Here is a 24,825-nt window from a genome sequence, read left to right as displayed (position 1 = left end):
TGGTCAGCGCTCCCGGGTGGCGGCGGTGGTGGCGGGGCGGCCCACGGCCTTGCCGGCCCGCAGCTTCCCGGCCCGGGGCCGGGGCACCCGGCCGTTGCCGGTGCGCGACAGCACGATGGCGCCGACCAGCGCGGCCAGCAGCAGCACCGACAGCGCCTCGAACGGCAGCACCCAGTACCGGAACAGGCTCTCGCCGGTGACCCGGGTGGAGCCGCCGCCCGCGCCGAGGTCCACCCAGGTGGACCGGAAGGCGTCGGCGACCAGGGTGACCAGGGTGGCGGCGGCGGCCAGCGCGACGCCGAGCGCGACCCAGCGGTTGCCCGAGTCGGCGTCGGGCGAGCGCCCGATCGGTGCCTTGGTCAGCATCAGGCCGAACAGCACCAGCACCACGACCGAGCCGAGGTAGATCAGCACCTGCACCCAGGCGATGAACTCCGCCGTCAGCAGCAGGAACTCGATCGCCAGCCCGCCGAGCGCGACCACCAGCCACAGGGCGGCGTGCACCAGCTGCCGGGTGGTCACCGAGATCACGGCGGAGCCCAGCACGGCGAGGCCGACCAGGACGAAGACGATCTCCGCGCCGGTGGGCGACAGGAAGGAGCGGGCGGCCGGCTCCAGCGGCCCGGCCGCGGCGAGCAGACGGCCCGTCACTGCTGATCACCCTTCTCGGCCTCGGCGGCGGCCGCGGCGGCCTCCTGCGCGGCGGCCAGCTTGTCGGCGGCCTTGCGGGCCATGCCGATCTCCTTGGGTTCCTCCGCCGCCGGGTCGAGCGCGGGCGGCGCCGGGACGGTCCACATCCACTCGCGCAGCCGGTCGCGCTCGTGGGTGAGTTCCAGGATGTCGGTCTCCGCGTACTCGAACTCCGGCGACCAGAACAGGGCGTCGAAGGGGCAGACCTCGATGCAGATCCCGCAGTACATGCAGAGCGAGAAGTCGATCGCGAACCGGTCCAGCACGTTGCGGGTGCGGGCCCGGGCGTTCGGGTCGGCGGCCGGCAGCGTCTCCTTGTGGGAGTCGATGTAGATGCACCAGTCGGGGCACTCGCGGGCGCAGAGCATGCAGACCGTGCAGTTCTCCTCCAGCAGCGCGATCACGCCGCGGGTGCGCGGCGGCAGTTCGGGCTGCACGTCGGGGTACTGCGCGGTGACGGTCTTCTTCGTCATCGTCCGCAGCGTCACGGCCAGGCCCTTGGCCAGACCGCTACCTGGAATGCGCATCAGGAGATCGCCACCTTGATGATGCCGGTGAGGGCCAGCTGGAGGAGCGCGAGCGGGATCAGCCCGGTCCACGCGAACTTCATCAGCTGGTCCTCGCGCAGCCGGGGGTAGGTGACCCGGAGCCAGATCACCACGAAGGCCAGCGCGAAGGTCTTGAGCAGGGTCCACAGCCAGCCCAGCGAGTCCGGGCCCGGGCCGTGCCAGCCGCCGAGGAAGAGCACCGCGGTGAGCGCGGAGACCACCAGGATGCCGGCGTACTCGGAGAGCAGGAACAGCGCGAAGCGCAGGCCGGTGTACTCGGTGTACGCGCCGAAGATGATCTCGGAGTCGGCGACCGGCATGTCGAACGGCGGGCGCTGCAGCTCGGCCAGGCCCGCCGTGAAGAACACGAACGCGCCGATCGCCTGCCACGGCAGCCACCACCAGTGGAACTCCGCCACGATGCCGGTCAGCGAGACCGTGCCCGCCGCCATCGCCACCGAGGCGGCGGCCAGCAGCATCGGCAGCTCGTACGACATCAGCTGGGCGGCCGTGCGCAGGCCGCCGAGCAGCGAGAACTTGTTCGCCGAGGCCCAGCCGGCCATCAGCGAGCCGAGCACCCCGATGCCCATCACGGCCAGCACGAAGAACAGTCCGGCGTCCACGGCCTGGCCGACCAGCCCGTTCGGGCCGATCGGGATCGCCAGCAGCACCACCAGGTACGGCAGCAGGGCGACCGCCGGGGCCAGCTGGAAGACCTTGCGGTCGGCGCCGGCCGGGACGATGTCCTCCTTCTGCGCGAACTTCACGCCGTCGGCGACCAGCTGCGCCCAGCCGTGGAAACCGCCGGCGTACATCGGGCCGAGCCGGCCCTGCATGTGGGCCATCACCTTGTGCTCGCTCTGGCCGATCACCAGCGGGAGGGTCAGGAAGGCCACCAGGGTGCCGAGGCAGCGCAGCAGCGTGTCGATCCAGTTCACGCGCTGTCTCCGTCCTTCTCCGGCGTCCCGGTCGGGGGTGCCCCGGGTGTTTCGGGTGCTTCAGGTGCCTCGGGTGTTTCGGCGGCGTCCGGGGTCTCGGGCTCGGGGGTGTCCGGCCCGTGGGCGGGGACCGGGGTGTGCCAGGGCGCGTCCGAGGACTGGGTACGGGCGACCCGGGCGGGGCGCTCGGGCGCGGGCGCGGCGGGCGCGTTCTCGGCGGGCGCGTTCTCGGCGGCCTCGGCGGGCGCGGCCTGGCTGGTGGAGCCCTCGGTCACGCTCCGGGTGCGGCGCGGCCGGTCGGCCCGGACCTCCGGCGCCCCCGCGGCCGGGCTCTCGGGAGCCGGGCTCTCGGGAGCCGAGCTCTCGGGGGCCTGGCTGACCGAGCCTTCGCCGACGCTGCGGGCCCGGCGCGGCCGGACCTCGCCCGCGGCCGCGCCCTCGGCCCCCGCCGCAGCCGCGCGCGGGGTCCGGGCCGCGCCGGCCGCGCGGGCGCCGCGGGCCGGGCGCTCCGCGACCGGCGGCAGGGTGCCCTTGAGCGGCCCCCACTCGTTCGGGTCGGGGACGCCGGGCGGCTGCATCTTGCGGCGGGCCGGTCCGTCGCCCTCGGACTCGCCCGGCTCCTTGGCGCCGGGCCAGGCCTTGGCGACCCGGGCGGCGAGCACGAAGTCCTTGCGCAGCGGGTGGCCCTCGAAGCCGTCCGGCAGCAGCAGGGTGACCAGGTGCGGGTGCCCGGCGAAGTCGATGCCGAACATCTCGTTGGTCTCCCGCTCGTGCCAGCCGGCCCCGGCGTAGACCTCGACGGCGGTCGGCAGCACGGCCTTGTCCCGCGGGATCCGGGTGCGCAGCAGCAGGTGGCGGACGGTGCCCCCGCCGGGGGCGGCGAGGTGGGCGCAGACCGCGTAGCAGTCGGCCAGTTCGTCGACGGCGCTCAGCCAGTCGAAGTAGGTCAGGCCCAGGGTGTCGCGGGCGGCGGTGAGCGCCTCGGTCCAGTGCTCGGCCGGGACGTCCACGGTGAGCAGTTGGTACGCCTCGGCGGCGGTGGCCCACTCGCCGATGGCGGCGGCGGTCTCCTCGGGGGTGCGGGTCACTCGGACGCCTCCCCGGGTCCGGCCACCAGCGGGCGGCGCAGCGCGGAGTCCGGGGCGGCGTAGCGCTCCGGCAGCGACTCGGCGGCGATCTTCTCCTGGAGCTTGAGGATGCCCTGGAGCAGCGCCTCGGGCCGGGGCGGGCAGCCGGGCACGTAGACGTCGACCGGGATGATCTGGTCGACGCCCTTGGTGACGGAGTAGGAGTCCCAGTACGGGCCGCCGGAGTTGGAGCAGGCGCCGAAGGAGATCACGTACTTGGGCTCGGGCATCTGCTCGTACAGGCGCTTGACGGCCGGGGCCATCTTGTCCGTGACGGTGCCCGAGACGATCATCAGATCGGCCTGGCGGGGGCCCGGCGCGAACGGAATGACACCCATCCGGATGAAGTCGTGTTTGGCCATCGACGCCGCGATGAACTCGATCGCGCAGCAGGCGAGGCCGAAGTTGAAGCACCAGAGGCTGTAGCGGCGGCCCCAGTTGAGCACCACCTTGACCGGGTCCGGCGCGAGCCGGGCCAGCGGGCCGAGCCGGCGCTGCTCGACCGCGGCGCCGGGGCGCGCGGGGTCGGGCATCCCCAGCGGTACGGGCCCGCCGGAACCGTGCGAGTGGGTCACGTCCATTCCAGAACGCCCTTCTTCCAGGCGTAGAGCAGTCCGACCGCGAGGAAGGCGATGAAGACGAACATCTCCACCAGGGTGGCCGCGCCGTAGCCGGCGGCGGCGAACACCGTCGCCCACGGGAACAGGTAGATCGCGTCGACCGCGAAGATCACGTACAGGAACGCGTAGACGTAGTAGCGGACCTGGGTGTGCGCCCAGCCCTCGCCCACCGGGTCGACGCCGCACTCGTAGGTGAGCAGCTTCTCCGGCGAGTACACCGCCGGGCGCAGCAGGCGGTTGGCGGTGAACGCCACCGCGACGAACAGCACGCCGATGACCGCCAGCAGGCCTACCGCCGCATACGCGTCGAAGTAGCCGCTGCCCACGGCAGGGTCGGCAGCGACCAGCTGCCCCTCCATGCGTTCGCCTCCACATCGGGCCGCCCGGCCGGGCCCGGGGCCCGGCAGGATCACCGCTCTTCTTTACACACCCATAACCATCGCTACGGCGTGAGTCTAAGTGCACGGCCTCGCTGCTCCCGCACCTGCCCGGTCCTCAAGACGGCGACCGGGCACCCTACCCGCGGGTACGGGGTGGTGGGGTTATCCCCCGGGAGCGAACGGAGATCACCCCCATGGCCCCGGAGCCGCCGCTACCGGGATGCTGGGTGCCACCGGGTCGATCGAGAGGGTGGAAGTCGGATGGATACCGCGGAGCACCGGCCGGCACAGCCGCGCCGCCCGTCGCTGTACGGGGCGCAGCTGTGGGGTCAGGTCCAGCACCTGCTGCTGAACCTGCCGGTGGGGATCGCCGGCTTCGTGTTCACCGTGACGACGCTGACCGTGGGCCTGGCCCTGTCGGTGACCGTGCTCGGCCTGCCGCTGCTGGCCGCCGGGCTGGCCGGCTGCCGGGGGCTCGGACGGGTCGAACGGGCCAGGGCGCGGGCGTCGCTCGGCAGTACGGCCGAGGAGCCGGGCCCGCTGGTGCAGCGCCGCAGCGGGGTCTCCGGCTGGGTGATCGCCCTGTTGACGGACTCGCTGGGCTGGCGGTCGGCGCTGTTCAACGTGGTGCAGCTGGTGTGGGGGCTGATCAGCTTCACGGTGACCCTGGTGCTGCTGGTGGTCGGCTGGCCGGTGCTGCCCTGGGTGGTGCGCTGGATGGCCGCGCTGGAGCGGATGCTGGTGGAGAGCCTGCTGGCGCCGAACGCGCTGGCGAAGCGGGTGCACGAGCTGGAGGAGGACCGGGGCGCCGTGGTCGACACCGCCGCCGCCGACCTGCGCCGGATCGAGCGGGACCTGCACGACGGCGCGCAGGCCCGGCTGGTCGCGCTGGCGATGGACCTGGGCCTGGCGAAGGAGAAGCTGGCCGAGACCGACACCCCGGAGGGGGTCGCGGCCGCGGCCGCGATGGTGGGTGCGGCGCACGGCGAGGTCAAGCTCGCCCTGCAGGAGCTGCGCGACCTGGCCCGGGGCATCCACCCGGCGGTGCTGACCGACCGCGGCCTGGACGCGGCGCTGTCGGCGGTGGCGGCGCGCTGCACGGTGCCCGGCGGGGTCAAGGTGCACGTCGACCTGAAGGGTGCCGAGCGGCCGGACTCGGCGGTGGAGGGGATCGCCTACTTCACCGTCAGCGAGTTGCTCACCAACATCTCCAAGCACGCGGGGGCGCGCTCGGCGACGGTGGACGTCTGGCGGGTGGAGGACCGGCTGATGCTGCTGGTGCAGGACGACGGGCGGGGCGGCGCGGCGGCGTACCCGGGGAGCGGGCTGGCCGGGCTGGCGGAGCGGATCGACGCGGTGGACGGGGTGTTCCTGGTGGAGAGCCCGGCGGGCGGTCCGACCGGGGTGACGGTGGAGCTGCCGTGGCGGACCAGGGCGGCCCGTCCCTGACCGGGCCCGGCCGCGGCCGGACGTGGTTCGGGCCCGGCGGTCCGCCTCCCATGTGTGCGCGGTCCGCCGGGCCCGGGTCCGGTGGGTGGTGCCGGTCGCGGAGCCCCGTCAGAGGCTGCCGAGGGTGACGTCGGCGGTCTTGGTCTGTCCGTCGCGCTGGTAGGTGACGGTGACCTTGGCACCGGGCTGGAGCGAGGCCAGCGCGGTGGTGAGCGAGCCGATGGTGGTGATCTTCGTGTCGCCCAGCTGGGTGATCACGTCCCCGGGCTGGAGGCCGGCCGTGCCGGCGGCGCCGCCGGAGACCACGGTGACGACGGCGGCCCCGGCGGGCTGGAAGCTGCTGTCGAAGAACGTCCGGGCGGTGATGCCGAGGGCGGCCCGGCCCGAGTTGGTGACCTTGCCGTCCTTGATCAGCTGGTCGGCGATGCCGGTGACGGTCGACGCCGGGATGGCGAAGCCGATGCCGGGGGCGGCGCTGCCGTTGAGTTCCTGGTCGACGGCGGCCAGGGTGTTGATCCCGATCACCCGGCCGGACAGGTCGGCCAGCGCGCCGCCGCTGTTGCCGGGGTTGATCGCGGCCGAGGTCTGCACCATGTTGCCGATGGTCGCGCCGGGCGAGTCGCCGTTCTGCGGCTCGGTGACGGTCCGTCCGGTGGCCGAGACGATGCCCTCGGTGACGCTGCTGGCGAGGCCCAGCGGGCTGCCCATGGCCAGCGCGATCTGGCCGACCTCGACCTTGCCGCTGTCGCCGAAGACGGCCGGCTTGAGGCCGCCCGGCACGCTGGACAGCCTGATCACGGCGAGGTCGGAGTCCGGGAAGCTGCCGACCAGGGTGGCGTCCAGCGCGGTGGTGCTGTTGGCCAGGGTGACGCCGAAGTTCTTGGCGGTCCCGACCACGTGCGCGTTGGTGACGATGTCGCCCTTGTCGTCGTAGACGATGCCGGAGCCGAGGCTGTCCCCGGCGGTGATCTGGACCACCGAGGGCAGGACGGTCGCGATCACCCGCTGGTAGTCGCTCTCCAGCTGGTTGGCCGCCGAGGAGGACGAGGAGGGCAGCGCCCCCGAGGAGGACGCGGCGGCGGACGAGGACGAGGAGCCGCCGGAGCAGCCGGTCAGCACCAGCGCGCCCAGGGCCAGCAGGACGGCGGGCAGCAGCCTGGCCTTGGGGCCGGTCGGGCGGGGTCCGGCCGGGATCGGCCGGGTCGGGACCTTCTTGGGGCGCACCTGGACGTCCTCCGGTTCGTGCTGGCACGGTCGGCGGCGGGTTCCGGCTCCTCAGGGCCTGCGAACGGGCCGACCTTTGTCAGCATTTCACCTTTTTGTCCTGTTCACTGAGGCGGCACGCCGCCATAGGATCGCTGCATGACGTGGTTGATCACAGGCGGAGCCGGCTACATCGGCGGGCATGTCACACAGCACCTCGCCGAGGCCGGTGAGCAGGTCGTCGTCCTGGACAACCTCAGCAGCGGGGCCGCCGGGCGGCTGCCCGCCGGGGTGCCGCTGGTGGTCGGCTCGACCCTCGACCGGGCGGTCGTCGACCGCGCGATCGGTGAGCACGGCGTCACGGGGGTGCTGCACATCGCGGCGAAGAAGCAGGTCGGCGAGTCGGTCGGCGAGCCGCTGCGCTACTACCGGGAGAACGTCGAGGGTCTGCGGGTGGTGCTGGACGCCGTCGTCGCGGCCGGCATCACCCGGGTGCTGTTCTCCTCCTCGGCCGCCGTCTACGGGATGCCGGACGTCGACCTGGTCACCGAGGACACCCCCTGCGTGCCGATCAACCCGTACGGCGAGACCAAGCTGGTCGGCGAGTGGCTGATCAACGCCGCCGCCAAGGCGTACGGCCTGTCCACGGTGGCGCTGCGCTACTTCAACGTGGCCGGCACCGCCTCCCCCGAACTGGCCGACGAGGGTGCCACCAACCTGGTTCCGATGGTCTTCGAACGGCTGACCGCCGGCCGTGCCCCGCTCGTCTTCGGGGACGACTACCCCACCCCGGACGGCAGCTGCGTCCGCGACTTCATCCACGTCGAGGACATCGCCTCGGCCCACGTGGCCGCCGTCAAGCGGCTCGACGCCGCCGCGGGGCAGGTCAACCTGACCCTCAACATCGGCCGCGGTGAGGGCGTGTCGGTCCGGGAGATGCTCGCCGTGATCGGCCGGGTCACCGGCTACGACACCACCCCCGAGATCACCCCGCGCCGGGCGGGCGACCCGGCCCGGGTGGTGGCCGCCGCCGACCTGATCCACCAGGAGCTCGGCTGGTCGGCCCGGCACGAGGTCGAGTCGATGGTCGCCTCCGCCTGGGACGGCTGGTGCGCCCGCCACCCGCAGGCCCGCCGGGCCTGACCGCCCGCACCCGCGGACGGCCCCGCGCAGCCCGCGGAAGGCCCCGGCCTACGGCACCGCCGTCCCGTAGTACGAGTCGAGCGCGTACACGCAGCGGTCCTTGCTGCCGACGAAGACCCGGCCGCCGACCGCCACCGGGGAACCGGTCAGCTCGCCCTTGGTGCCCAGCTCCCAGCGCAGCCGGCCGGTGGCCAGGTCCACGGTGTGCAGCGAGTGGTCCTTGCTGCCGAGGTGCACCAGCCCGTCGGCGACCGCCGGCAGGCCGACGATCTCGCCGCGCGCCGCGTAGCGCCAGCGCTCCCGCCCCGAGGCGGTGTCGAACGCGAACAGCGTGTCGCCCGAGCCGAGCAGCGCGGTGTCGTCGGCCAGCACCACCGGCTCGGCCCCCTGCCGGGGCGCGGTCCGGCCGCGCCAGCGCTCCCGGCCGGTGGCCGCGTCCAGCGCGTACAGCGTCCCCAGGTAGTCGGCGACGTAGACCGCCCCGTCGTCCACCGCGGGCGGGGTGAACAGCACCACCGGCGCGTCGAAGCGCCAGCGCTCGGCGCCGGTCGCCGCGTCCAGCGCGTGCACCCGGGTGCCCGCCGTCGCGTAGACCACCCCGGCGCGCCCGACCGGGCGGGCGGGCACCTCCTCGCCCAGTTGGAAGGACCAGCGCAGGCCGCCGCCGCGCGGGTCCACGCAGCGCAGCCGGCCGGCGCCGTGGTAGTACGCGGCGCCGCCGACCAGGGCCGGCCCGGACTGCGGGTTCTCGTAGTCCTGCTGGGCGTCGTCGGCCCGCCACAGCTCGGCGCCGCTGGCCGCCGAACGCAGCTGCACCCCGCCGCCCCTGATCCCGCAGCAGAGCACCCCGTCGGCGGCGTCCAGCGAGAAGATCCAGCCGTCCAGCGAACTGCGCCAGCGCTCGGTGCCGTCCGCGACGTCGACGGTGTACAGGTGCGGGCCGTCGGCCGCGTGCACCCGTCCCGAGTCCACGGCCAGCGCCCAGGCCACGTCCCGGGTCTTGTAGCGGCGCTCGCCGGAGGCGATGTCGAGGGCGTGCACCTCGAAGCTGGAGACGAAGAGCGTGCCGTCCGCGACCACCGGGGTGCCCCAGACGTCGTTGGACATCCGGAACCGCCAGGGCCGCCAGCGCGCGGCGGGCGCCCCCTGGGACGGCTGCCCGGGGCGCGGTACGGGCGCGGCGCCGGTCCGGCGGACCCAGTCCGTGCCGGTCGGCGGGACGGCGGGGGCGACGCTGCCGGTCTGGTCGGCGCGCGGCCCGGGCCCTATCCGTACCGAGGCGCCCGGCAGGCGCACCTCGGGCTCCCCGCCGCCCGGCGGCCGGCCGCCGCGGATCTTCTCGGTGGCCGCCTCGCCGCCCAGCGAACCGCCGTCGGTCCGGGGGTCGGGCGTGCGGACCGGCGTCGGCGGCCGGCCCGGCGGCGGCAGCAGGACGGGCGGCGGCTGGACCGGGTGGGCCGACGGCACCGGCGGCGGCTGCACCGGCGCGGGCGGCACCGGGCGGCGGCTGCGCCTGCGCTCGATCAGGTCCAGCGCGGCGGGCGGCAGCCAGTCGCCGGCCTCGCCCGCGGCGTCGTCCCGGGAGAACAGGTGCGGGGCCAGCTCGGCCTGCAGCTGGGCGGGGGTCGGCCGGTGCTCGGGCGCGGGCCGCATGCACGCCCGGACCAGGTCGACCAGCTCCAGCGGCAGCCCGGAGAGGTCCGGCTGGTCGCGCAGCAGCTGGAACACCGTCTCCACCGGGTTGGAGCCGCGGTACGGGGCGTGGCCGGTGGCGCAGAAGACGATCAGTGAGCCGAGCGAGAAGACGTCGCTGGCGCCCTTGACGCTGCGGCTGTCGCGGGCCTGCTCGGGCGACATGTAGGCGGGCGTGCCGACCGCGACGTTGGTCATGGTGAGACGGGTGTTGGAGACCCCGGCCGCGATCCCGAAGTCGATCACCCGCGGGCCGTCCTCGACCACCAGCACGTTGGAGGGCTTCAGGTCGCGGTGCACCAGCCCGGCGTGGTGGATCGACTGCAGCGCCTCGGCGATCCCGGCGGTCAGCCAGCGGACCGCGTCCACCGGCAGCGGGCCGCACTCGTTGACCAGGTCCTCCAGCGAGGGCGCGGGCACGTAGGCGGTCGCCAGCCAGGGCACCGCCGCGTCCGCGTCCGCGTCGACCACCGCGGCGGTGTAGAACCCGCCGACCGTCTTGGCCGCCGCGATCTCCCGGGCGAACCGGACCCGGAACAGGTCGTCCTCGGCCAGTTCGGCGCGCACGGTCTTGATGGCGACCCTCCGGCCGGACGCCGACCGCGCCAGATAGACCAGACCCATCCCGCCCGCGCCGAGCCGCCCGAGCACCTCGAAGGGCCCGATCCGTCTCGGATCGTGCGCCGTCAGCTGGTCCACTCCGTTGCCACCTCCCCTTACCGCCGCCACCCGTCGGGGTGCCGGACCGATTGTCCAATGCGCACCCCCCGGGATCCAATCTCCCCCGCCCTCGACGCGTCGGCGGATACCCTCCGCCCGCCGCCCCGGCCGCCCCCGGAGCACCGCCGGCACCATCTGACGGTTCGCCGATGGTCACCGTCGGTCATCCGACCTCCCCTCAGCAGACCCTTCGTCACGCTGTGGGGTCATCAGTGCACGGGGGGGCTTCAACACCATCCGGGCGATCAGTTGAAATTCCGTGCGTACACTCCGCGGCGCCCCCGCTTTAGCACCCCCGGGCGGCGTAATAGTCGCATCACCGAATCGCGCCAAGATCTCGCCACGGTAAGCTGACGGCATGACAGGACAAGTTCGCACCGTCGACGGTCGCGTCGCCGGGCGACGCGGACAGGAGACGCGGCAGAAGCTGCTCGACTGCCTCCGCGAGATGCTCAGCACGTCGCCGTATCGGGACGTCAAGGTCATCGACGTCGCCCGTATGGCGGGTACCTCCCCCGCGACCTTCTACCAGTACTTCCCGGATGTCGAGGGCGCCGTCCTCGAGATCGCTGAGGAAATGGCCGAGGACAGCGCCGGGCTCAAAGAGCTCGTCGATGGAAAGTCCTGGGCGGGAAAGACCGGCTACGCCACTTCGGAAGATCTGGTGGACGGATTCCTCGCCTTCTGGCGCAAGAACGACGCCATTCTGCGCGTCGTCACTCTCGGTGCAGCCGAGGGGGACAAGCGGTTCTTCAAGATCCGCATGAAAGTCCTCAACTCGGTGGCCGGACCGCTCTCCGAGGCGGTGAAGGCGAATCAGGGCAAGACCGACAAGTCGGTCGATCCGGCGGCGGTCGCCGGCGCACTGATCTCGCTGCTGGCCTCGGCGGCCGAGCACCAGAAGGCGTTCACCTCCTGGGGCGTCAAGGTCAAGGACCTCAAGCCCAACCTGGCCCTCCAGGTCTACCTGGGCGTGGCCGGAAAGAAGCCGCCCAAGTAGGTCCGCCCCACCGCACCACCCACCCCGTCCATCCCGCGCGCAGCTCCCGGCCTCCTGTCCGGGGTGTGTCGGACGGCGGCCGTGTCCTCGGGGGAGGTCCGCCGACGTACCGTGACGCGCACCAACGAGCCGCAGCACCACGGTGGGGCGGCCGGAATCCAGTGATTCCGGCCGCCCCACCGGCGTGTGGACGGGCTGCGCGCTACGGGCAGCGCACCACCTGGCCGGCGTACGCCAGACCGCCGCCGAAGCCGAACAGCAGCACCGGGTCGCCCGAGGCCAGCTCACCCCGCTCGACCAGCTTGGACAGCGCCAGCGGGATCGAGGCGGCCGAGGTGTTGCCCGAGTCCACCACATCCCGCGCCACCACGGCGTCCGGCGCGCCGAGCTTGGCCGCGATGGCGTCGATGATCCGCAGGTTCGCCTGGTGCGCGACGAAGCCCTTGAGCTCGGACGGCTCCAGCCCGGCCTTGCGGCAGGTCTCCCGGGCCAGCGGCGCGATGGCGGTGGTCGCCCAGCGGAACACGGCCTGGCCCTGCTGGCTGATGGTCGGGTCCCAGCCGGTGATCACCACGGCGTCGCCCTTCTCCGGGGTGGAGCCCCAGACCACCGGCCCGATCCCGGACTGCTCGTCCGGCACCGCCTCGACCACGGCCGCGCCGGCCCCGTCACCGAAGATCACGCAGGTCGAGCGGTCGGTCCAGTCGATGGTGTCCGACATCCGCTCCGCGCCGATCACCAGCGCCCGGGTGGCCGAACCGGCCCGGATCGCGTGGTCGGCGGTGGCCAGCGCGTACGAGAAGCCCGAGCAGACCGTGTTGATGTCGTACGCCGCCGGGGACGGCACCCCGAGCCGGGCGGCGACCGCGGCGGCGGTGTTGGGGCTGCGCTCGACGGCGGTGCAGGTGGCGACCACCACCAGGTCGATCTCGGCGGCCTGGAAGCCGCTGCCGGCCAGGGCCTTCTGGGCGGCCTCGGTGGCCAGGTCGACCAGGGTCTCGTCGACCGCGATGTGCCGGGTGCGGATGCCCACCCGGGAGCGGATCCACTCGTCGTCGGTGTCGACCAGCTTCGCCAGGTCGTCGTTGGTGAGGACCTTGGGCGGCTGGTAGTGGCCGAGCGAAACGATACGAGAGGCGGTCATACCGCAACTCAACCCGGTTACCGGCGAGTCGGGCGGTGACGCCCTCAGACAGGATCCGGCGGCGGATGCTGTAGGGGCCGGACAACACCCCTTGGCACAGCGGGCCGGCCGCGGTGGCGCCCGACCGCCCAGGTCAGACCGCCAGCGACTCCGCGTCGCCCATCGCGATCATCGGATGGGCCGCCGGGTCGAGCGTCTTGATCAGTTCGACCATGTGGTCCTCGGTCAGCGAGACGCACCCGTGGGTGGGGCCTCCGTGGTCGAGGTGCAGCCACACGCCGCCGCCCTTGGCCTTGCCCTCGGGCTTGGCGGTGTCCAGCGGCGAGCGGCCGGTCACCCGGTTGTAGTCGATCGCGACCACGTAGTCGAACGAGCCGGCCAGCGGCTCCCCGTTGAAGCCCTTGCCGCCCATCACGAAGTTCGCGTCCTCGCTGTACGGCAGGGCGCCGCCCGGGTTGGGCTTGCGGCCGCCGGCGTCGCTGAGCGAGAACAGGCCGATCGGGCTGTGCAGGTCGCCCTCGGTGTGCGAGGCCGTCCAGCCCTTGAGGGCGTTGTGCGAGGGCCAGCTGGTACCGGCCTTCCAGCCGCCGCCGGGCGTGCGGGTCCAGATCGTCACGGTGGAGTCGGGAGAGTCCTTGCCGCGTCCCGAGACCAGCACCAGCTGGTTGGTCTGCGCGGGTATCTTCGCCATCCAGGACGGGCCGAGGCCCGCGATGGCGGCCAGGCCGGCGTCGGACCGGGTGGAGCGGTCGGCGGCGGGCGCCTCGGTGCGGTTCGCGGCCGCGGCGGCGGCCGCCGGGTCGTCGGTCCTGGGCGTGACCTGGTCCGGCTCGGGACGGTCCAGGGCGCTGACCATCGACGCGGGCAGACCGCGCCCGGGGCCGACGGAGAACCAGCCCGCGGCGGCCGCCAGGACCACCGCCGCGCCCACCGTCGCCCGGCCGCCGCGGCGCTTCGCCTTCGGCTTGCGCCGGTGGCCGCGCGAGCGGTCCTCGGCCCCCTCCGCAGCGGCGGCCCGGCGCCCGGCGGCCGGGGTCGCGGGGGCAGGGGTCGCGGCGGCAGCGGGCGGTGCCGGCGCGGGGGACGCGGCCCCGAAGGGCTCGGCGTCGTACAGGTCCTCGTCGTACAGGTCCCCGGCGTACGGGTCCCCGGTGTGGACGTCCTCGGTGTAGAGGTCCTCGGTGTACGGGTACGGGTCCTCGGTGTACGGGTCGCCGGCCGGTCCCACCGGGTACTGCTGGAAGGGCTGCCGGTACGGCTCCTGGTACTGCTGCTGCCCGGCGTACGGCTGCTGCCCGGTCCGGTGACCGCCCTGGTGGCCGCCGTATCCGCCGCCGGCCTGCGGGTGGCCCTGGTAGGGGTCGTACGGCTGCTGGTACGGGTCCTGGGCCTGGTGCTGCTGCCCGCCGGCCCAGGGGTCCTGCGGCCCGGCCGGGTGGCCCGTCACCGGCCCGCCGCCGTACGGTGCCGCCGGGGCGGCCTGGGGGTACGGCGCTTGGGCACGGTAGGAACCGGACATGCTGACGATCCTTCCAAGCCTCGGGGCGGAGCGGAACCCGTGGCGTGTGGTGAGCCTGTGAGCATACGCGCTCCCTTTCATGAACGGGCCCGTCCGGGCCGGTCCATGACGTCCGCCGCCCGGCCCCTCGGGGGCGCGGGCGGCGGGTCGGGGGACGCCGGGTCAGAGGCGCATCGCCTGCGGGGTCTCGCGGCGCTGCAGGTCCGGGCCGTCGTACTCGCGGATGACCTCGTAGCGGGTGTTGCGCTCGACCGGGCGGAAGCCCGCGTCGCGGATCAGGTCCAGCAGGTCGTCACGGCCGAGCTTGTTCGGCGTGCCGAAGTTGTCCGCGTCGTGCGTGATCTTGTACTCGACCACCGAGCCGTCCATGTCGTCCGCGCCGTGGCTGAGCGCCAGCTGGGCCGTGGTGACGCCGTGCATCACCCAGAAGACCTTGACGTGCGGCACGTTGTCGAACAGCAGCCGGGAGACCGCGAAGGTCTTCAGCGCCTCGGCGCCGGTCGCCATCTCGGTGCGGGCCATCAGCTTGTTGCGGACGATGCCGTCCTTGGAGTCGTGGAAGTCGTGCTGGTAGCGCAGCGGGATGAAGACCTGGAAGCCGCCGGTCTCGTCCTGCAGCTCACGCAGCCGCAGCACGTGGTCCACCCGGTGGCGGGGCTCCTCGATGTGCCCGTACAGCATGGTGCACGGGGTCTTGAGGCCCTTCTCGTGCGCCAGGCGGTGGATCCGCGACCAGTCCTCCCAGTGGGTCTCGTGGTCGACGATGTGCTGCCGGACCTCCCAGTCGAAGATCTCGGCGCCGCCGCCGGTCAGCGACTCCAGGCCCGCGTCGATCAGCTCGTCCAGGATCTCGGAGGCGCTCAGGCCGCTGATCCGCTCGAACCAGTGGATCTCGGTGGCGGTGAACGCCTTGAGCGAGACGTTGGGCAGCGCGGCCTTCAGCTCGCGCAGCGAGCGCGGGTAGTAGCGCCAGGGCAGGGTCGGGTGCAGGCCGTTGACGATGTGCAGCTCGGTGAGGGAGTCGACCTCCATCGCCTTCGCGAGCTTGACCGCCTCCTCGATCCGCATCGTGTAGGCGTCCTTCTCGCCCGGCTTGCGCTGGAACGAGCAGTACGCGCAGGAGGCCGCGCAGACGTTGGTCATGTTGAGGTGACGGTTGACGTTGAAGTGGACGACGTCACCGTTCTTGCGCGTCCGCACGTGGTGCGCGAGACCGCCCAGCCAGGCCAGGTCGTCGCTCTCGTAGAGCGCGATGCCGTCCTCGCGGGTCAGCCGCTCACCCGCGTAGACCTTCGCCTCCAGCTCGCGCTTGAGCCCTGCGTCCATGCGGCGCTCCGCCTCCTCCGACTTCGAATCAATGCCGGAACCGAGACTACGCCTAGCGCCCGCCGGGCCCGGCAACCGGGCCGCACCACCCCGGCGGACGGCGGCCGCCGCTACCCGGCGAGGAGTTCCGACAGCAGCTCCGGGTCCAGGTTGCCGCCGCTGACGACCGCGGCGAAGACCCGGCCCTCCAGCTCGCCGGCGCGGTGGAAGTAGGCGGCGGGGGCGACCGCGCCCGACGGTTCGGCCACCAGGCGGCCGCGGCGGGCGAGCAGGGCCACGGTGGCGCGGATCTCGTCCTCGCTGACCGTCACGATGTCGTCCACGTATGCCTGCAGGTGCTCGAACGGGAGCGCGCCGACGGACGGGGTGCGCAGCCCGTCCGCGAGGGTGCGGTAGGTGTCCGCGACCGGCCAGACGGTGTGCCGGCCGGTGCGCAGGCTCTGCTGCGCGTCGGCGGCCAGCTCCGGCTCGACGCCGATCACCCGGACGCCCGGGCAGGCCAGCTTGAGGGCGGCCGCGGTGCCGGAGATCAGACCGCCGCCGCTGACCGGGACGAGCACGGTGTCCAGCTCGTCCGGGGCGTCCTCGGCGATCTCCAGGCCGACGGTGCCCTGCCCGGCGATGATGTACGGGTCGTCGTAGGGCGGCACCCAGACGTAGCCGTGCCGCTCGACCAGTTCGGCGGGCAGGGTGTCCCGCTCGCCGGGCGGCACCAGGACCACCTCGGCGCCGAACGAGCGGGTGTTGCCGACCTTGACGGCCGGCGAGGTGTCGGGCATCACGATGACGGCCTTGATCCCGAGGATCCGGGCCGCGTACGCCACCGCCTGCGCGTGGTTGCCACTGGACTGGGCGACGACACCGCGGGCCCGCTCCGCCTCGCTCAGCACGGCGAGGCGGTTGAACGCACCGCGGATCTTGAACGCCCCGGTGGGCTGGAGGCTCTCCGGCTTCAGCCAGAGCGCACGGGTACCGTCCGCGGCCCACGGACACGGCAGCAGCGGGGTCCGTACGGCCACCCCGGCGATGCGCTGCTGCGCGGCGCGCAGCTCCTCCAGTCCGACCAGTGGCATCGACGTCACTCCCCCATGTCCGTCAGCGGCAGTTCGCTCACCCGGTTCTCCCACTTGGTGGAGAGGACCACCGTGGTCCTGGTGCGGGCCACACCCTTGGTGCCGGAGATCCGCTTGACCACCGACTCCAGTCCCTCCACGTCCGGGACCCTGACCTTGAGCATGTACGAGTCGTCGCCCGCGATGAACCAGCAGTCCTCGACCTCGGGGAGGTCCTTGAGCCGGTGCGCCACGTCCTCGTGGTCGGCGGCGTCGGTCAGCTGAAGACCGATCAGGGCGGTCACGCCGTAGCCCAGCGAGGCCGGGTTGACGGTCGCCCGGTAGCCGGTGATCACACCGGCCTGCTCCAGCCGGTTGATCCGGTCGGTCACGCTGGGGCCGGACAGGCCGACCAGCCGGCCGAGCTCGGCGTACGAGGCGCGGCCGTTCTCCCGGAGCGCCTGGATGAGCTGTCTGTCCACTGAGTCCATATGCCTGCCCGCGTCCTTCCGAACCTCTCCAGACCCACTGATCATTATCCGAAATCAAAGGCGTTACACGCGGATCGACCCGGATATCGCAAAGAACATACTCTCCCGTTCACCGGACTCTCACCCGGCCCGCCCCGGCGCCTTCACCGCCCCGCCCAGTTCACCCTCCCAACGGCGGTACAGCGCGTGCGGCACACCCACCGCGTCCAGCACCCGGCCGGCCACGAAGTCCACCAGCTCACGGGCGGTGGAGCCGCCCGCGTAGAACCCCGGCGAGGCGGGCAGCACGACGGCGCCCTGGGCGTCCAGCTCGACGAGGTGCTTCAGCGTCACCCCATTGAGGGGGGTCTCGCGCAGGCACACCACCAGCGGCCGGCGCTCCTTGAGGGTCACGCTGGCGGCGCGCTGGAGCAGGTCCTTGGACAGGCCCAGCGCGATCCCGGCCACCGCGCCGGTGGTCGCGGGGACCACCAGCATCCCCTTGGCCGGGTAGGAGCCGCTGGAGGGGCCGGCCGCGAAGTCGCCGGCCGGCCAGTGGCGGACGCCGGAGAGGTCCTCGACCCCGGTCCAGGCCGCCAGGTCGTCCTGCCAGTGGGCGTCCCGGAAGGAGATGCCGGTCTCGTCCAGGATGGTGAGCCTGGCCGCGCGGCTGACCACCAGGTCCACCGCCTCACCCGCCGCCAGCAGCCCCCGGATCACCGAGGCCGCGTACGGCGTGCCCGACGCGCCCGACACCCCTACCACCCACGGCCTGCGCACCTGCTGATCGTTCATACCTCGCACCCTAGGGCTTGCCGGCCGGGGCGCCCCCGTCGAGGGGCCCGGGCCCGGGGCTGCGGGAGGATGGGGGGCATGGCGTCGACGCTGATCGATCTCACGCATCCGGTCACCACCGGGATGCCCGTCTACCCCGGGGACCCGGAGGTGGAGCTGCGGCCCGCGCTCACCTCGGCCGACGAGGGGGTGAACGTGCTCGGCCTGCACCTGGGTTCGCAGACCGGCACGCACGTGGACGCGCCGTACCACGTGGACGTCACCTGGCCCACCCTGGACGGGCTGCCGCTGGAGCTGTTCACCGGGCCGGCCGTCGTGGCCGACCTGCGCGGGCTGGCCCCCCGGACGCCGGTGACACCACAACTGCTGGCGCCCGCGCTGGCCCTGGCCGGGCCCGGCACCGTCCTGCTGCTGGCCACCGGCTGGCCGCGCCACTGGGGCACCGACCGCTACCTGGCGCACCCGTACCTGACCGCGGAGACCGCCGGGGCGATCGTCGCCGCGGGCATCCGTACGGTCGGGGTGGACGCGCTGTCGGTCGACCCGACACCGGACCCGGGCCCGGCCGACCCGGCGGTGGCCGCACTGCTGGACCAGCTGGCCGACGAGCACGACCCGGCGCCCGAGGAGCCGACGCTGGCGGCGCACCGGGTGCTGCTCGGGCCGGACGGCGGCGCGGTGATCGCCGAGAACCTCACCGACCTGGCGCCGCTGCTGGCGGCCCAGGCCGCGGGGCAGCCGGTGGAGGTGTCACTGTTCCCGCTGCGGCTGGTGGCCGCCGACGGCGCTCCGGTGCGGGCGGTGGCCCGGCTGGGGTGAGCCCGGCCGTGGGCGGTGGCACCCCAACCCGCTTGGCGCCAGGGCGTCTTGAGTTGGTCTAGACCATAGCGGGCGGCGCCGATAGGCTCCCGCCATGGCAGAGATCATCGGAGTCGTGGAGCGGCTCTGGCGGTACCCGGTGAAGTCCACCGGCGGCGAACCGCTCGACGCCGTCGAGGTGGACGAACGCGGGCTGGCCGGCGACCGGCTCTACGCCGTCCGGGACGGCACCGGCCGGCTCGGCTCCGGGAAGAACACCCGGCGGCTGCGCCGGATGGACGGCCTGCTGCGGCTCAGCTCCCGGCTCGGCAGCCGGATCGACGCCCCCGAGCTGTTCGACCCGCTCGGCAGCCCGGTCGCCGACCCGACCGCCTTCCTGCGCGCCTACCTGGAACGCGAGGACGTCGGCCTGGCCCGGGAGGACGGCGTCCCGCACTTCGACCAGCTGCCGGTCAGTGTGCTCACCACCGCCACCCTGGACTGGGTCCGGGCGGCCGTGCCCACGGCGGTGGTGGACGAGCGGCGGTTCCGCCCCAACATCCTGCTGCGGACGCCGCCCGGCACCCCCGCGTTCGCCGAGGACGGCTGGTTCGGCCGGGCCGGCGGGGTGCGGCGGGGCGTCCGGCTGGCGTTCGTCCGCTCCAGCGAGCGCTGCGCGATGAGCGGGACCGCCCAGCCCGGGCTGCCGCACGCCCCGGAGATCCTCAAGGCCATCACCCACGCCCACGACGGCCGGCTCGACGCGCTGGCCACCGTCACCCGTCCGGGCCGGCTCCGGATCGGGGACACCCTGGTCCTGGACTGAGCGCCGGGCCCGTCCCGCGGCTCAGGCCGCGTGCCGGACCAGGCAGAACGGGTGCCCGGCCGGGTCGGTGTAGACCCGCCAGGACTCCTCGCTGAGCTTGTGCACCCCGCCGAGCGCCACCACCTTCGCCTCGGCCTCGTCCAGGTCGGCCACCTCGATGTCCAGGTGCAGCTGCTGCGGGTGCGCCGGGTCCGGCCACATCGGCGGCCGGAAGTCCTCCACCCGCTGGAAGGCCAGCACCAGCCCGCCGGGCGCGTGCACCGTCGACCACTCCTCGTCCAGCTCCCAGCGCGGGTCCGGCCGGTCCACCTCCCCGCCGAGCAGCCCGGCGTAGAAGTGGGCCAGACCCGCCGGGTAGTGACAGTCCAGCACCACGCACTGCAGCTTGCCGATCATCGGTGGACACTCCCTCACAGCGGACGGCTGACTCTCGTCCCAGCATCCCGTGCCCCGTCGCCGCCCGACAGCACCGCGCCCGCCGCGTGTCCCGGCGGTGGGCCGGGACGGCGGCGGGCGGCGGGCGGGGCGGTCAGAGGCCGAGGCCGCGGATGACCAGGTCGACCAGGGTGAAGGCGAACAGCGAGATGCCGACGAAGCCGTTGGTGGTGAAGAAGGCCCGGTTGAGGCGGGAGAGGTCGCCGGGCTTGACGATGGAGTGCTCGTAGACGAAGGCGCCGGCGACCACGGCGAGGCCGGTCCAGAAGGCCGGGCCGGCGTCGGTGAGCAGGCCGTACCAGACCAGCAGGCCGGTGGTGACGGCGTGGCAGGCGCGGGCGCCGTACAGGGCCGCCGGGATGCCGAAGCGGGCGGGCACCGAACGGACGCCCTCGGCGCGGTCGGCGGCGACGTCCTGGCAGCCGAAGATCAGGTCGAAGCCGCCGATCCAGATGCCGACCGCGAGGCCCAGCACCACGGCGTCCCAGGACCAGGAGCCGGTGACGGCCAGCCAGGCGCCGATCGGGCCGATCGCCTGGGCGAGGCCGAGGATGGCGTGCGGGAAGTCGGTGAACCGCTTGCCGTACGGGTAGACCACCATCGGCACCACGGCGACCGGCGCGAGCAGCAGGCAGAGCGGGTTGAGCAGGGCGGCCGCGCCGAGGAAGACCACCAGCGCGACGGCCGAGCCCAGGTAGGCGGTGCGCAGCGAGACCGCGCCGGTGACCAGCTCGCGGCCCGCGGTACGGGGGTTGCGGGAGTCGATCTCGCGGTCGATGATCCGGTTCGCGGCCATCGCGAAGGTCCGCAGGCCGACCATGCAGACGGTGACCAGGAGCAGGACGCCCCAGCGGATCTCGCCGTAGCGCTCGTACATCGCGGTCAGCGCGGCGATGTAGGCGAACGGCAGGGCGAAGACCGAGTGCTCGATCATCACCAGCCGCAGGAAGGCCTTGGCCTTGTTCGGATGGGCCGGGACGGCCGCCGTGGTCACAGTCCGTACTCCTTCCAGCGCTTGGTCACCAGCTCGGCCGTGGCCGGGTCGGAGGCGACCATCTCGGGCCAGCCGCCGTCGCGGGTGTAGCCCTCCTCGGGCAGCTTACGGGTGGCGTCGATGCCTGCCTTGCCGCCCCAGAACTGCTGGTAGGAGGCGTGGTCCAGGTGGTCGACCGGGCCCTCGACCACGGACAGGTCGCGGCTGTAGTCGACGTTGCCGAGGGCCCGCCAGGCGACCTCGTGGTAGTCGTGCACGTCGCAGTCGGAGTCCACCACGATGATCAGCTTGGTCAGCGACATCATGTGGGCGCCCCAGATCGCGTGCATCACCTTCTGGGCGTGCTTGGGGTACTTCTTGTCGATCGAGACGATCACGCAGTTGTGGAAGCCGCCGGCCTCGGGCAGGTCGTAGTCGACGATGTCCGGGATGATCACCTTCAGCAGCGGCAGGAAGAACCGCTCGGTGAACTTGCCCAGCGGGCCGTCCTCGGTCGGCGGGCGGCCGACCACGATGGACTGGAGCAGCGGGCGCCGCCGCATGGTCACGCAGTCGATGGTCAGCGCCGGGAACGGCTCCTGCGGCGTGTAGAAGCCGGTGTGGTCGCCGAACGGACCCTCCGGCAGCATCTTCCCGGGCTCCAGCCAGCCCTCCAGCACCACCTCGGCGTCGGCGGGCACCTGGAGCGGGACGGTCTTGCAGTCGACCATCCGGGTGCGCTCCCCGGCCACGAAGCCGGCGAACAGGTACTCGTCGATGTCGCCGGGCAGCGGCGCGGTCGCGGCGTAGGTGACGGCCGGCGGGCAGCCGAAGGCGATCGCCACCGGGAGCTTCTCGCCGCGCTTGGCGGCGACCGCGGCGTGGTTGCGGCTGTCCTTGTGGATCTGCCAGTGCATGCCGATGGTGCGCCGGTCGTGCCGCTGCAGGCGGTAGAGGCCGAGGTTGCGCACCCCGGTGTCCGGGTCCTTGGTGTGGGTCAGGCCCAGGTTGAAGAAGGAGCCGCCGTCCTGCGGCCAGGTGAACAGGGCGGGCAGCTGGTCCAGGTCGACGTCGTCGCCGGTGAGCACGACCTCCTGGACGGGGGCCTCGCCGGACTTCACCTTCTTCGGCGGGACGTGCGTCATCGAGGCGAGCTTGCCGAAGGCCTCGCGGATGCCGGTGAAGCCGTTCGGCAGCTCGGGCTTGAGCAGGCCGCCGATCTTCTCCGAGATCTCGTCCGGGGACTTCAGGCCGAGCGCCTTGGCCAGTCGCCGCTCGGTGCCGAAGACGTTCATCGCCAGCGGCATCGAGGCGCCCTTGACGTTCTCGAACAGCAGCGCCGGGCCCTTCGCCTTCTGCACCCGGTCGACGATCTCCCCGACCTCCAGGTACGGGTCCACCTCTGCCTTGATCCGCTTGAGGTCGCCCTCTCGCTCCAGGGCCCTCAGAAACGAACGGAGATCGTCGTATGCCATGCCAGCCAGTATCCGGCACGGACTAACCTGGCCCCGCCAAGGGTCCCGTCCGCGTCCGGACCCGTTGCCGTCGCCGTTCGCCGGGGGAGATCACCACCGTGTTGAGGAACCTGCCTTTCCTGCTCGCGCTCGCCTTCTGGGTGTGGGCCTTCATCGACTGCCTGACCGCCCCGGAGGAGGAGGTTCGCTACCTGCCCAAGGTGGCCTGGGTGGTCATCGTGCTGCTGTTCCCGCTGGTCGGCTCGATCGCCTGGCTCGCGGTCGGCAAGGAGCGCCGCTCGGCCCGCGCCCGGACGGTGGCCTGGCCCTCGGGACCGACCGCCGGTTTCCCCGAGTACGAGCGCCCGCGCGGGCGCCAGCTTGCGCCGGACGACGACCCGGAGTTCCTGGCTTCGTTGAAGCGGGACAACCAGCGGCACGAGGACATGCTCAAGCAGTGGGAGGCCGATCTGCGCCGCCGCGAGGAGGACCTCCGGGAGGGCAAGGAGGACCCCGAAAAGGGGCCTCGGGCCTGACGGAAACGTTTTTGGCGCTTCCCTACGAGTCACCGCCCGTTCGCCGCGCCGTCCGCCGCCGGTCGGCCGGGCCGGGCCCGGTCGGCCCCGGCGGCCGGCCGGGCCCCGACCCTCCCCCTGATACACCGCGCTGACCAGCCGGTTTCCTCGCCGTCCCGGCCACCGGGACGCCCCTCGGACACGCGTCCGACCCCGGGTGGCCCACCCGGGGTGCCGAACGGTGTTCTGTTCAGCCTGTACATCTAATGGCTCTCGACCTTGTACGGAATCAACGCCGAAACGCGGCCGCCCCGCCTCGTACTGTCGTAAGTGAAGAAGTGTTCGCAGCAGCAGCCGCCCATCGCAGGTCCGGCTGTCGGACAGTTCCCGCGGCGACTTGGAGTGGTTTCGAGATGACGGTTCTGCACGAGGCGCCGATCGGCGACGAGGTCCCCGAGACCCCCGCTGACGCCCGGGGTCGGGTGGCCGAGCTGCACGACCTTCGGGAGCAGGTCCGCCGTGGCCCGAGCGAGAAGGCCACCGAGGCGCAGCACGCGAAGGGGAAGCTGACCGCGCGTGAGCGGATCGCGCTGCTGTTGGACGAGGGTTCGTTCAACGAGGTGGAGCCGTTCCGTCGGCACCGGGCGCAGGGTTTCGGCCTGGAGGCGAAGAAGCCGCACACCGACGGTGTGGTCGTCGGGTGGGGGACGGTGCACGGGCGGCCGGTGTTCACCTATGCGCACGACTTCCGGATCTTCGGCGGTGCGCTGGGTGAGGCGCACGCGCAGAAGATCCACAAGATCATGGACATGGCGATCGCGGCGGGTGCGCCGCTGGTGTCGCTGAACGACGGCGCGGGCGCCCGGATCCAGGAGGGCGTCACCGCGCTCGCCGGGTACGGCGGGATCTTCCAGCGCAACACCCGGGCGTCGGGGGTGATCCCGCAGATCTCGGTGATGCTGGGCCCGTGCGCGGGCGGCGCGGCCTACTCGCCGGCGCTGACGGACTTCGTGTTCATGGTGCGGGAGACCTCGCAGATGTTCATCACCGGCCCGGACGTGGTGCAGGCGGTGACCGGCGAGAAGATCTCGCAGAACGGCCTGGGCGGCGCGGACGTCCACTCCACGGTGTCCGGGGTGTCGCACTTCGTGTACGACGACGAGCAGTCGTGCATCGAGGAGGTGCGGTTCCTGCTGTCGCTGCTGCCGCAGAACAACCGGGAGATGCCGCCGGTGCAGCCGAACGACGACCCGGTGCAGCGGCGGGGCGACGCGCTGCTGGACCTGGTGCCGGCGGACGGCAACCGGCCGTACGACATGCGCAAGGTGATCGAGGAGGTCGTCGACCACGGCGAGTACCTCGAGGTGCACGAGCGGTGGGCGACCAATGTGATCTGCGCGCTGGCGCGGATCGACGGGCATGTGGTGGGCATCATCGCCAACCAGCCGCAGTCGCTGGCCGGGGTGCTGGACATCCACGCGTCGGAGAAGGCCGCCCGGTTCGTGCAGATGTGCGACGCGTTCAACATCCCGCTGATCACCATGCTGGACGTGCCCGGGTTCCTGCCGGGTGTGGACCAGGAGCACGACGGGATCATCCGGCACGGCGCGAAGCTGCTGTACGCGTACTGCAACGCCACCGTGCCGCGGATCCAGCTGATCCTGCGCAAGGCGTACGGCGGCGCGTACATCGTGATGGACTCCCGCTCGATCGGCGCGGACCTGTCCTACGCCTGGCCGACCAACGAGATCGCCGTGATGGGCGCCGAGGGCGCCGCGAACGTCATCTTCCGCCGCGACATCAACGGCGCCGAGGACCCCGACGCGATGCGCGCCCAGAAGATCAAGGAGTACAAGAGCGAGCTGATGCACCCGTACTACGCGGCCGAACGCGGCCTCGTCGACGACGTCATCGACCCGGCCGAGACCCGCACCGTCCTCGCCTCCGCCCTCGCCATGCTCCGCACCAAGCACGCCGACCTGCCCAGCCGCAAGCACGGCAACCCGCC

Annotated in this window: 24 protein-coding genes; 7 read left to right on the top strand and 17 right to left on the bottom strand. The window is 72.9% G+C overall.

The genetic code is table 11. The features are described 5' to 3' along the window. Nucleotides 1–3: 3 nt before the first annotated feature. From AC2TEW_RS13130 to AC2TEW_RS13105, 6 genes are read right to left on the bottom strand one after another with little or no spacing between them, the layout of a single operon-like run. Nucleotides 4–651, bottom strand: coding sequence for an NADH-quinone oxidoreductase subunit J family protein (locus AC2TEW_RS13130; protein ID WP_484623540.1), 648 nt, complete (start codon nucleotides 649–651; stop codon nucleotides 4–6). Then, nucleotides 648–1,217, bottom strand: a complete 570-nt coding sequence (locus AC2TEW_RS13125; protein WP_033826082.1) for a NuoI/complex I 23 kDa subunit family protein — start codon at nucleotides 1,215–1,217, stop codon at nucleotides 648–650. The genes AC2TEW_RS13130 and AC2TEW_RS13125 overlap by 4 nt, the downstream gene beginning before the upstream one ends. Beyond that, the gene (gene nuoH, locus AC2TEW_RS13120; protein WP_484623539.1) at nucleotides 1,217–2,176 is read right to left on the bottom strand and encodes an NADH-quinone oxidoreductase subunit NuoH; all 960 of its coding nucleotides are present in this window, start codon (nucleotides 2,174–2,176) and stop codon (nucleotides 1,217–1,219) included. The genes AC2TEW_RS13125 and nuoH overlap by 1 nt, the downstream gene beginning before the upstream one ends. Further along, nucleotides 2,173–3,264, bottom strand: a complete 1,092-nt coding sequence (locus AC2TEW_RS13115) for an NADH-quinone oxidoreductase subunit C (RefSeq protein ID WP_484623538.1) — start codon at nucleotides 3,262–3,264, stop codon at nucleotides 2,173–2,175. Before AC2TEW_RS13115 ends, nuoH begins: the two co-directional genes overlap by 4 nt. Then, nucleotides 3,261–3,884: an NADH-quinone oxidoreductase subunit B gene (locus AC2TEW_RS13110; RefSeq protein ID WP_484623537.1), complete on the bottom strand. Its 624-nt coding sequence runs from the start codon at nucleotides 3,882–3,884 to the stop codon at nucleotides 3,261–3,263. Before AC2TEW_RS13110 ends, AC2TEW_RS13115 begins: the two co-directional genes overlap by 4 nt. Further along, nucleotides 3,875–4,282, bottom strand: a complete 408-nt coding sequence (locus tag AC2TEW_RS13105; protein ID WP_033824561.1) for an NADH-quinone oxidoreductase subunit A — start codon at nucleotides 4,280–4,282, stop codon at nucleotides 3,875–3,877. Before AC2TEW_RS13105 ends, AC2TEW_RS13110 begins: the two co-directional genes overlap by 10 nt. A gap of 282 nt (nucleotides 4,283–4,564) precedes the next feature. Between AC2TEW_RS13105 and AC2TEW_RS13100 the strand changes: the two genes are divergently transcribed. Then, entirely contained in the window at nucleotides 4,565–5,752 is a 1,188-nt protein-coding gene (locus AC2TEW_RS13100; RefSeq protein WP_484623536.1) for a sensor histidine kinase, read from the top strand. 108 nt (nucleotides 5,753–5,860) lie between these two features. Here AC2TEW_RS13100 and AC2TEW_RS13095 read toward each other — a convergent pair whose 3' ends face one another. Next, on the bottom strand, nucleotides 5,861–6,946 hold the full coding sequence (locus AC2TEW_RS13095; protein ID WP_484623712.1) for a S1C family serine protease: 1,086 nt from the start codon (nucleotides 6,944–6,946) through the stop codon (nucleotides 5,861–5,863). A 168-nt stretch (nucleotides 6,947–7,114) separates the two neighbouring features. Between AC2TEW_RS13095 and galE the strand changes: the two genes are divergently transcribed. Beyond that, nucleotides 7,115–8,098 carry a UDP-glucose 4-epimerase GalE gene (galE, locus tag AC2TEW_RS13090; RefSeq protein WP_484623535.1) on the top strand — a complete coding sequence of 328 codons (984 nt, stop codon included), beginning with the start codon at nucleotides 7,115–7,117 and terminating at the stop codon, nucleotides 8,096–8,098. Between the two features lie 48 nt (nucleotides 8,099–8,146). Here galE and AC2TEW_RS13085 read toward each other — a convergent pair whose 3' ends face one another. Next, nucleotides 8,147–10,489, bottom strand: coding sequence for a serine/threonine-protein kinase (locus AC2TEW_RS13085; RefSeq protein WP_484623534.1), 2,343 nt, complete (start codon nucleotides 10,487–10,489; stop codon nucleotides 8,147–8,149). A 379-nt stretch (nucleotides 10,490–10,868) separates the two neighbouring features. On the opposite strand from AC2TEW_RS13085, the gene AC2TEW_RS13080 reads away from it, so the two are divergent. Beyond that, the gene (locus tag AC2TEW_RS13080) at nucleotides 10,869–11,510 is read left to right on the top strand and encodes a TetR family transcriptional regulator (RefSeq protein ID WP_033823153.1); all 642 of its coding nucleotides are present in this window, start codon (nucleotides 10,869–10,871) and stop codon (nucleotides 11,508–11,510) included. A 202-nt stretch (nucleotides 11,511–11,712) separates the two neighbouring features. On the opposite strand, the gene AC2TEW_RS13075 is transcribed toward AC2TEW_RS13080, so the two are convergent. The 6 genes from AC2TEW_RS13075 to AC2TEW_RS13050 all read right to left on the bottom strand — a co-directional run bounded on the left by AC2TEW_RS13075 (nucleotide 11,713) and on the right by AC2TEW_RS13050 (nucleotide 17,816). Beyond that, a complete protein-coding gene (locus tag AC2TEW_RS13075) occupies nucleotides 11,713–12,654 on the bottom strand; it encodes a beta-ketoacyl-ACP synthase III (protein WP_033823152.1) in 942 nt (313 codons plus the stop codon). Nucleotides 12,655–12,787: 133 nt separating this feature from the next. Beyond that, entirely contained in the window at nucleotides 12,788–14,173 is a 1,386-nt protein-coding gene (locus AC2TEW_RS13070) for a hypothetical protein (RefSeq protein ID WP_484623533.1), read from the bottom strand. 162 nt (nucleotides 14,174–14,335) lie between these two features. Beyond that, nucleotides 14,336–15,499 (bottom strand): aminofutalosine synthase MqnE, encoded by a 1,164-nt coding sequence (mqnE, locus tag AC2TEW_RS13065; protein ID WP_484623532.1) that lies wholly within the window; start codon nucleotides 15,497–15,499, stop codon nucleotides 14,336–14,338. Nucleotides 15,500–15,609: 110 nt separating this feature from the next. Next, on the bottom strand, nucleotides 15,610–16,572 hold the full coding sequence (locus AC2TEW_RS13060) for a threonine ammonia-lyase (RefSeq protein WP_484623531.1): 963 nt from the start codon (nucleotides 16,570–16,572) through the stop codon (nucleotides 15,610–15,612). A 5-nt stretch (nucleotides 16,573–16,577) separates the two neighbouring features. Then, the gene (locus AC2TEW_RS13055) at nucleotides 16,578–17,042 is read right to left on the bottom strand and encodes an Lrp/AsnC family transcriptional regulator (protein ID WP_033823149.1); all 465 of its coding nucleotides are present in this window, start codon (nucleotides 17,040–17,042) and stop codon (nucleotides 16,578–16,580) included. A 120-nt stretch (nucleotides 17,043–17,162) separates the two neighbouring features. Beyond that, complete coding sequence (locus tag AC2TEW_RS13050) at nucleotides 17,163–17,816, bottom strand: UbiX family flavin prenyltransferase (RefSeq protein ID WP_484623530.1); 654 nt, start codon at nucleotides 17,814–17,816, stop codon at nucleotides 17,163–17,165. A 78-nt stretch (nucleotides 17,817–17,894) separates the two neighbouring features. Between AC2TEW_RS13050 and AC2TEW_RS13045 the strand changes: the two genes are divergently transcribed. Further along, nucleotides 17,895–18,635: a cyclase family protein gene (locus tag AC2TEW_RS13045; RefSeq protein ID WP_484623529.1), complete on the top strand. Its 741-nt coding sequence runs from the start codon at nucleotides 17,895–17,897 to the stop codon at nucleotides 18,633–18,635. Between the two features lie 94 nt (nucleotides 18,636–18,729). Beyond that, nucleotides 18,730–19,440: an MOSC domain-containing protein gene (locus tag AC2TEW_RS13040; protein ID WP_484623528.1), complete on the top strand. Its 711-nt coding sequence runs from the start codon at nucleotides 18,730–18,732 to the stop codon at nucleotides 19,438–19,440. Between the two features lie 21 nt (nucleotides 19,441–19,461). On the opposite strand, the gene AC2TEW_RS13035 is transcribed toward AC2TEW_RS13040, so the two are convergent. The 3 genes from AC2TEW_RS13035 to AC2TEW_RS13025 form a co-directional block, all read right to left on the bottom strand. After that, the gene (locus tag AC2TEW_RS13035) at nucleotides 19,462–19,836 is read right to left on the bottom strand and encodes a VOC family protein (RefSeq protein WP_484623527.1); all 375 of its coding nucleotides are present in this window, start codon (nucleotides 19,834–19,836) and stop codon (nucleotides 19,462–19,464) included. A 133-nt stretch (nucleotides 19,837–19,969) separates the two neighbouring features. Beyond that, on the bottom strand, nucleotides 19,970–20,869 hold the full coding sequence (gene mqnP / locus AC2TEW_RS13030) for a menaquinone biosynthesis prenyltransferase MqnP (protein WP_484623526.1): 900 nt from the start codon (nucleotides 20,867–20,869) through the stop codon (nucleotides 19,970–19,972). Further along, nucleotides 20,866–22,323, bottom strand: a complete 1,458-nt coding sequence (locus tag AC2TEW_RS13025; protein ID WP_484623525.1) for a menaquinone biosynthesis decarboxylase — start codon at nucleotides 22,321–22,323, stop codon at nucleotides 20,866–20,868. The genes mqnP and AC2TEW_RS13025 overlap by 4 nt, the downstream gene beginning before the upstream one ends. 98 nt (nucleotides 22,324–22,421) lie before the next feature. Here AC2TEW_RS13025 and AC2TEW_RS13020 point away from each other — a divergent pair, with 98 nt between their 5' ends. Then, on the top strand, nucleotides 22,422–22,838 hold the full coding sequence (locus tag AC2TEW_RS13020) for a PLD nuclease N-terminal domain-containing protein (RefSeq protein ID WP_484623524.1): 417 nt from the start codon (nucleotides 22,422–22,424) through the stop codon (nucleotides 22,836–22,838). 392 nt (nucleotides 22,839–23,230) lie between these two features. Further along, nucleotides 23,231–24,825: acyl-CoA carboxylase subunit beta (locus tag AC2TEW_RS13015; protein WP_484623523.1), on the top strand; the 1,595-nt coding region annotated here is incomplete at its 3' end.

Source organism: Kitasatospora sp. NEAU-CNBT7, from assembly GCF_057220535.1.
This window is presented reverse-complemented; position numbering and strand designations above follow the sequence as displayed.

Coding starts and splice junctions, on each gene's coding strand:
- AC2TEW_RS13125 (WP_033826082.1), bottom strand. CDS start 1,217: ATGCGCATTCCAGGTAGCGGTCTGGCCAAGGGCCTGGCCGTGACGCTG.
- AC2TEW_RS13110 (WP_484623537.1), bottom strand. CDS start 3,884: ATGGACGTGACCCACTCGCACGGTTCCGGCGGGCCCGTACCGCTGGGG.
- AC2TEW_RS13105 (WP_033824561.1), bottom strand. CDS start 4,282: ATGGAGGGGCAGCTGGTCGCTGCCGACCCTGCCGTGGGCAGCGGCTAC.
- AC2TEW_RS13100 (WP_484623536.1), top strand. CDS start 4,565: ATGGATACCGCGGAGCACCGGCCGGCACAGCCGCGCCGCCCGTCGCTG.
- galE (WP_484623535.1), top strand. CDS start 7,115: ATGACGTGGTTGATCACAGGCGGAGCCGGCTACATCGGCGGGCATGTC.
- AC2TEW_RS13080 (WP_033823153.1), top strand. CDS start 10,869: ATGACAGGACAAGTTCGCACCGTCGACGGTCGCGTCGCCGGGCGACGC.
- AC2TEW_RS13075 (WP_033823152.1), bottom strand. CDS start 12,654: ATGACCGCCTCTCGTATCGTTTCGCTCGGCCACTACCAGCCGCCCAAG.
- AC2TEW_RS13070 (WP_484623533.1), bottom strand. CDS start 14,173: ATGTCCGGTTCCTACCGTGCCCAAGCGCCGTACCCCCAGGCCGCCCCG.
- mqnE (WP_484623532.1), bottom strand. CDS start 15,499: ATGGACGCAGGGCTCAAGCGCGAGCTGGAGGCGAAGGTCTACGCGGGT.
- AC2TEW_RS13060 (WP_484623531.1), bottom strand. CDS start 16,572: ATGCCACTGGTCGGACTGGAGGAGCTGCGCGCCGCGCAGCAGCGCATC.
- AC2TEW_RS13055 (WP_033823149.1), bottom strand. CDS start 17,042: ATGGACTCAGTGGACAGACAGCTCATCCAGGCGCTCCGGGAGAACGGC.
- AC2TEW_RS13050 (WP_484623530.1), bottom strand. CDS start 17,816: ATGAACGATCAGCAGGTGCGCAGGCCGTGGGTGGTAGGGGTGTCGGGC.
- AC2TEW_RS13045 (WP_484623529.1), top strand. CDS start 17,895: ATGGCGTCGACGCTGATCGATCTCACGCATCCGGTCACCACCGGGATG.
- AC2TEW_RS13040 (WP_484623528.1), top strand. CDS start 18,730: ATGGCAGAGATCATCGGAGTCGTGGAGCGGCTCTGGCGGTACCCGGTG.
- AC2TEW_RS13035 (WP_484623527.1), bottom strand. CDS start 19,836: ATGATCGGCAAGCTGCAGTGCGTGGTGCTGGACTGTCACTACCCGGCG.
- AC2TEW_RS13025 (WP_484623525.1), bottom strand. CDS start 22,323: ATGGCATACGACGATCTCCGTTCGTTTCTGAGGGCCCTGGAGCGAGAG.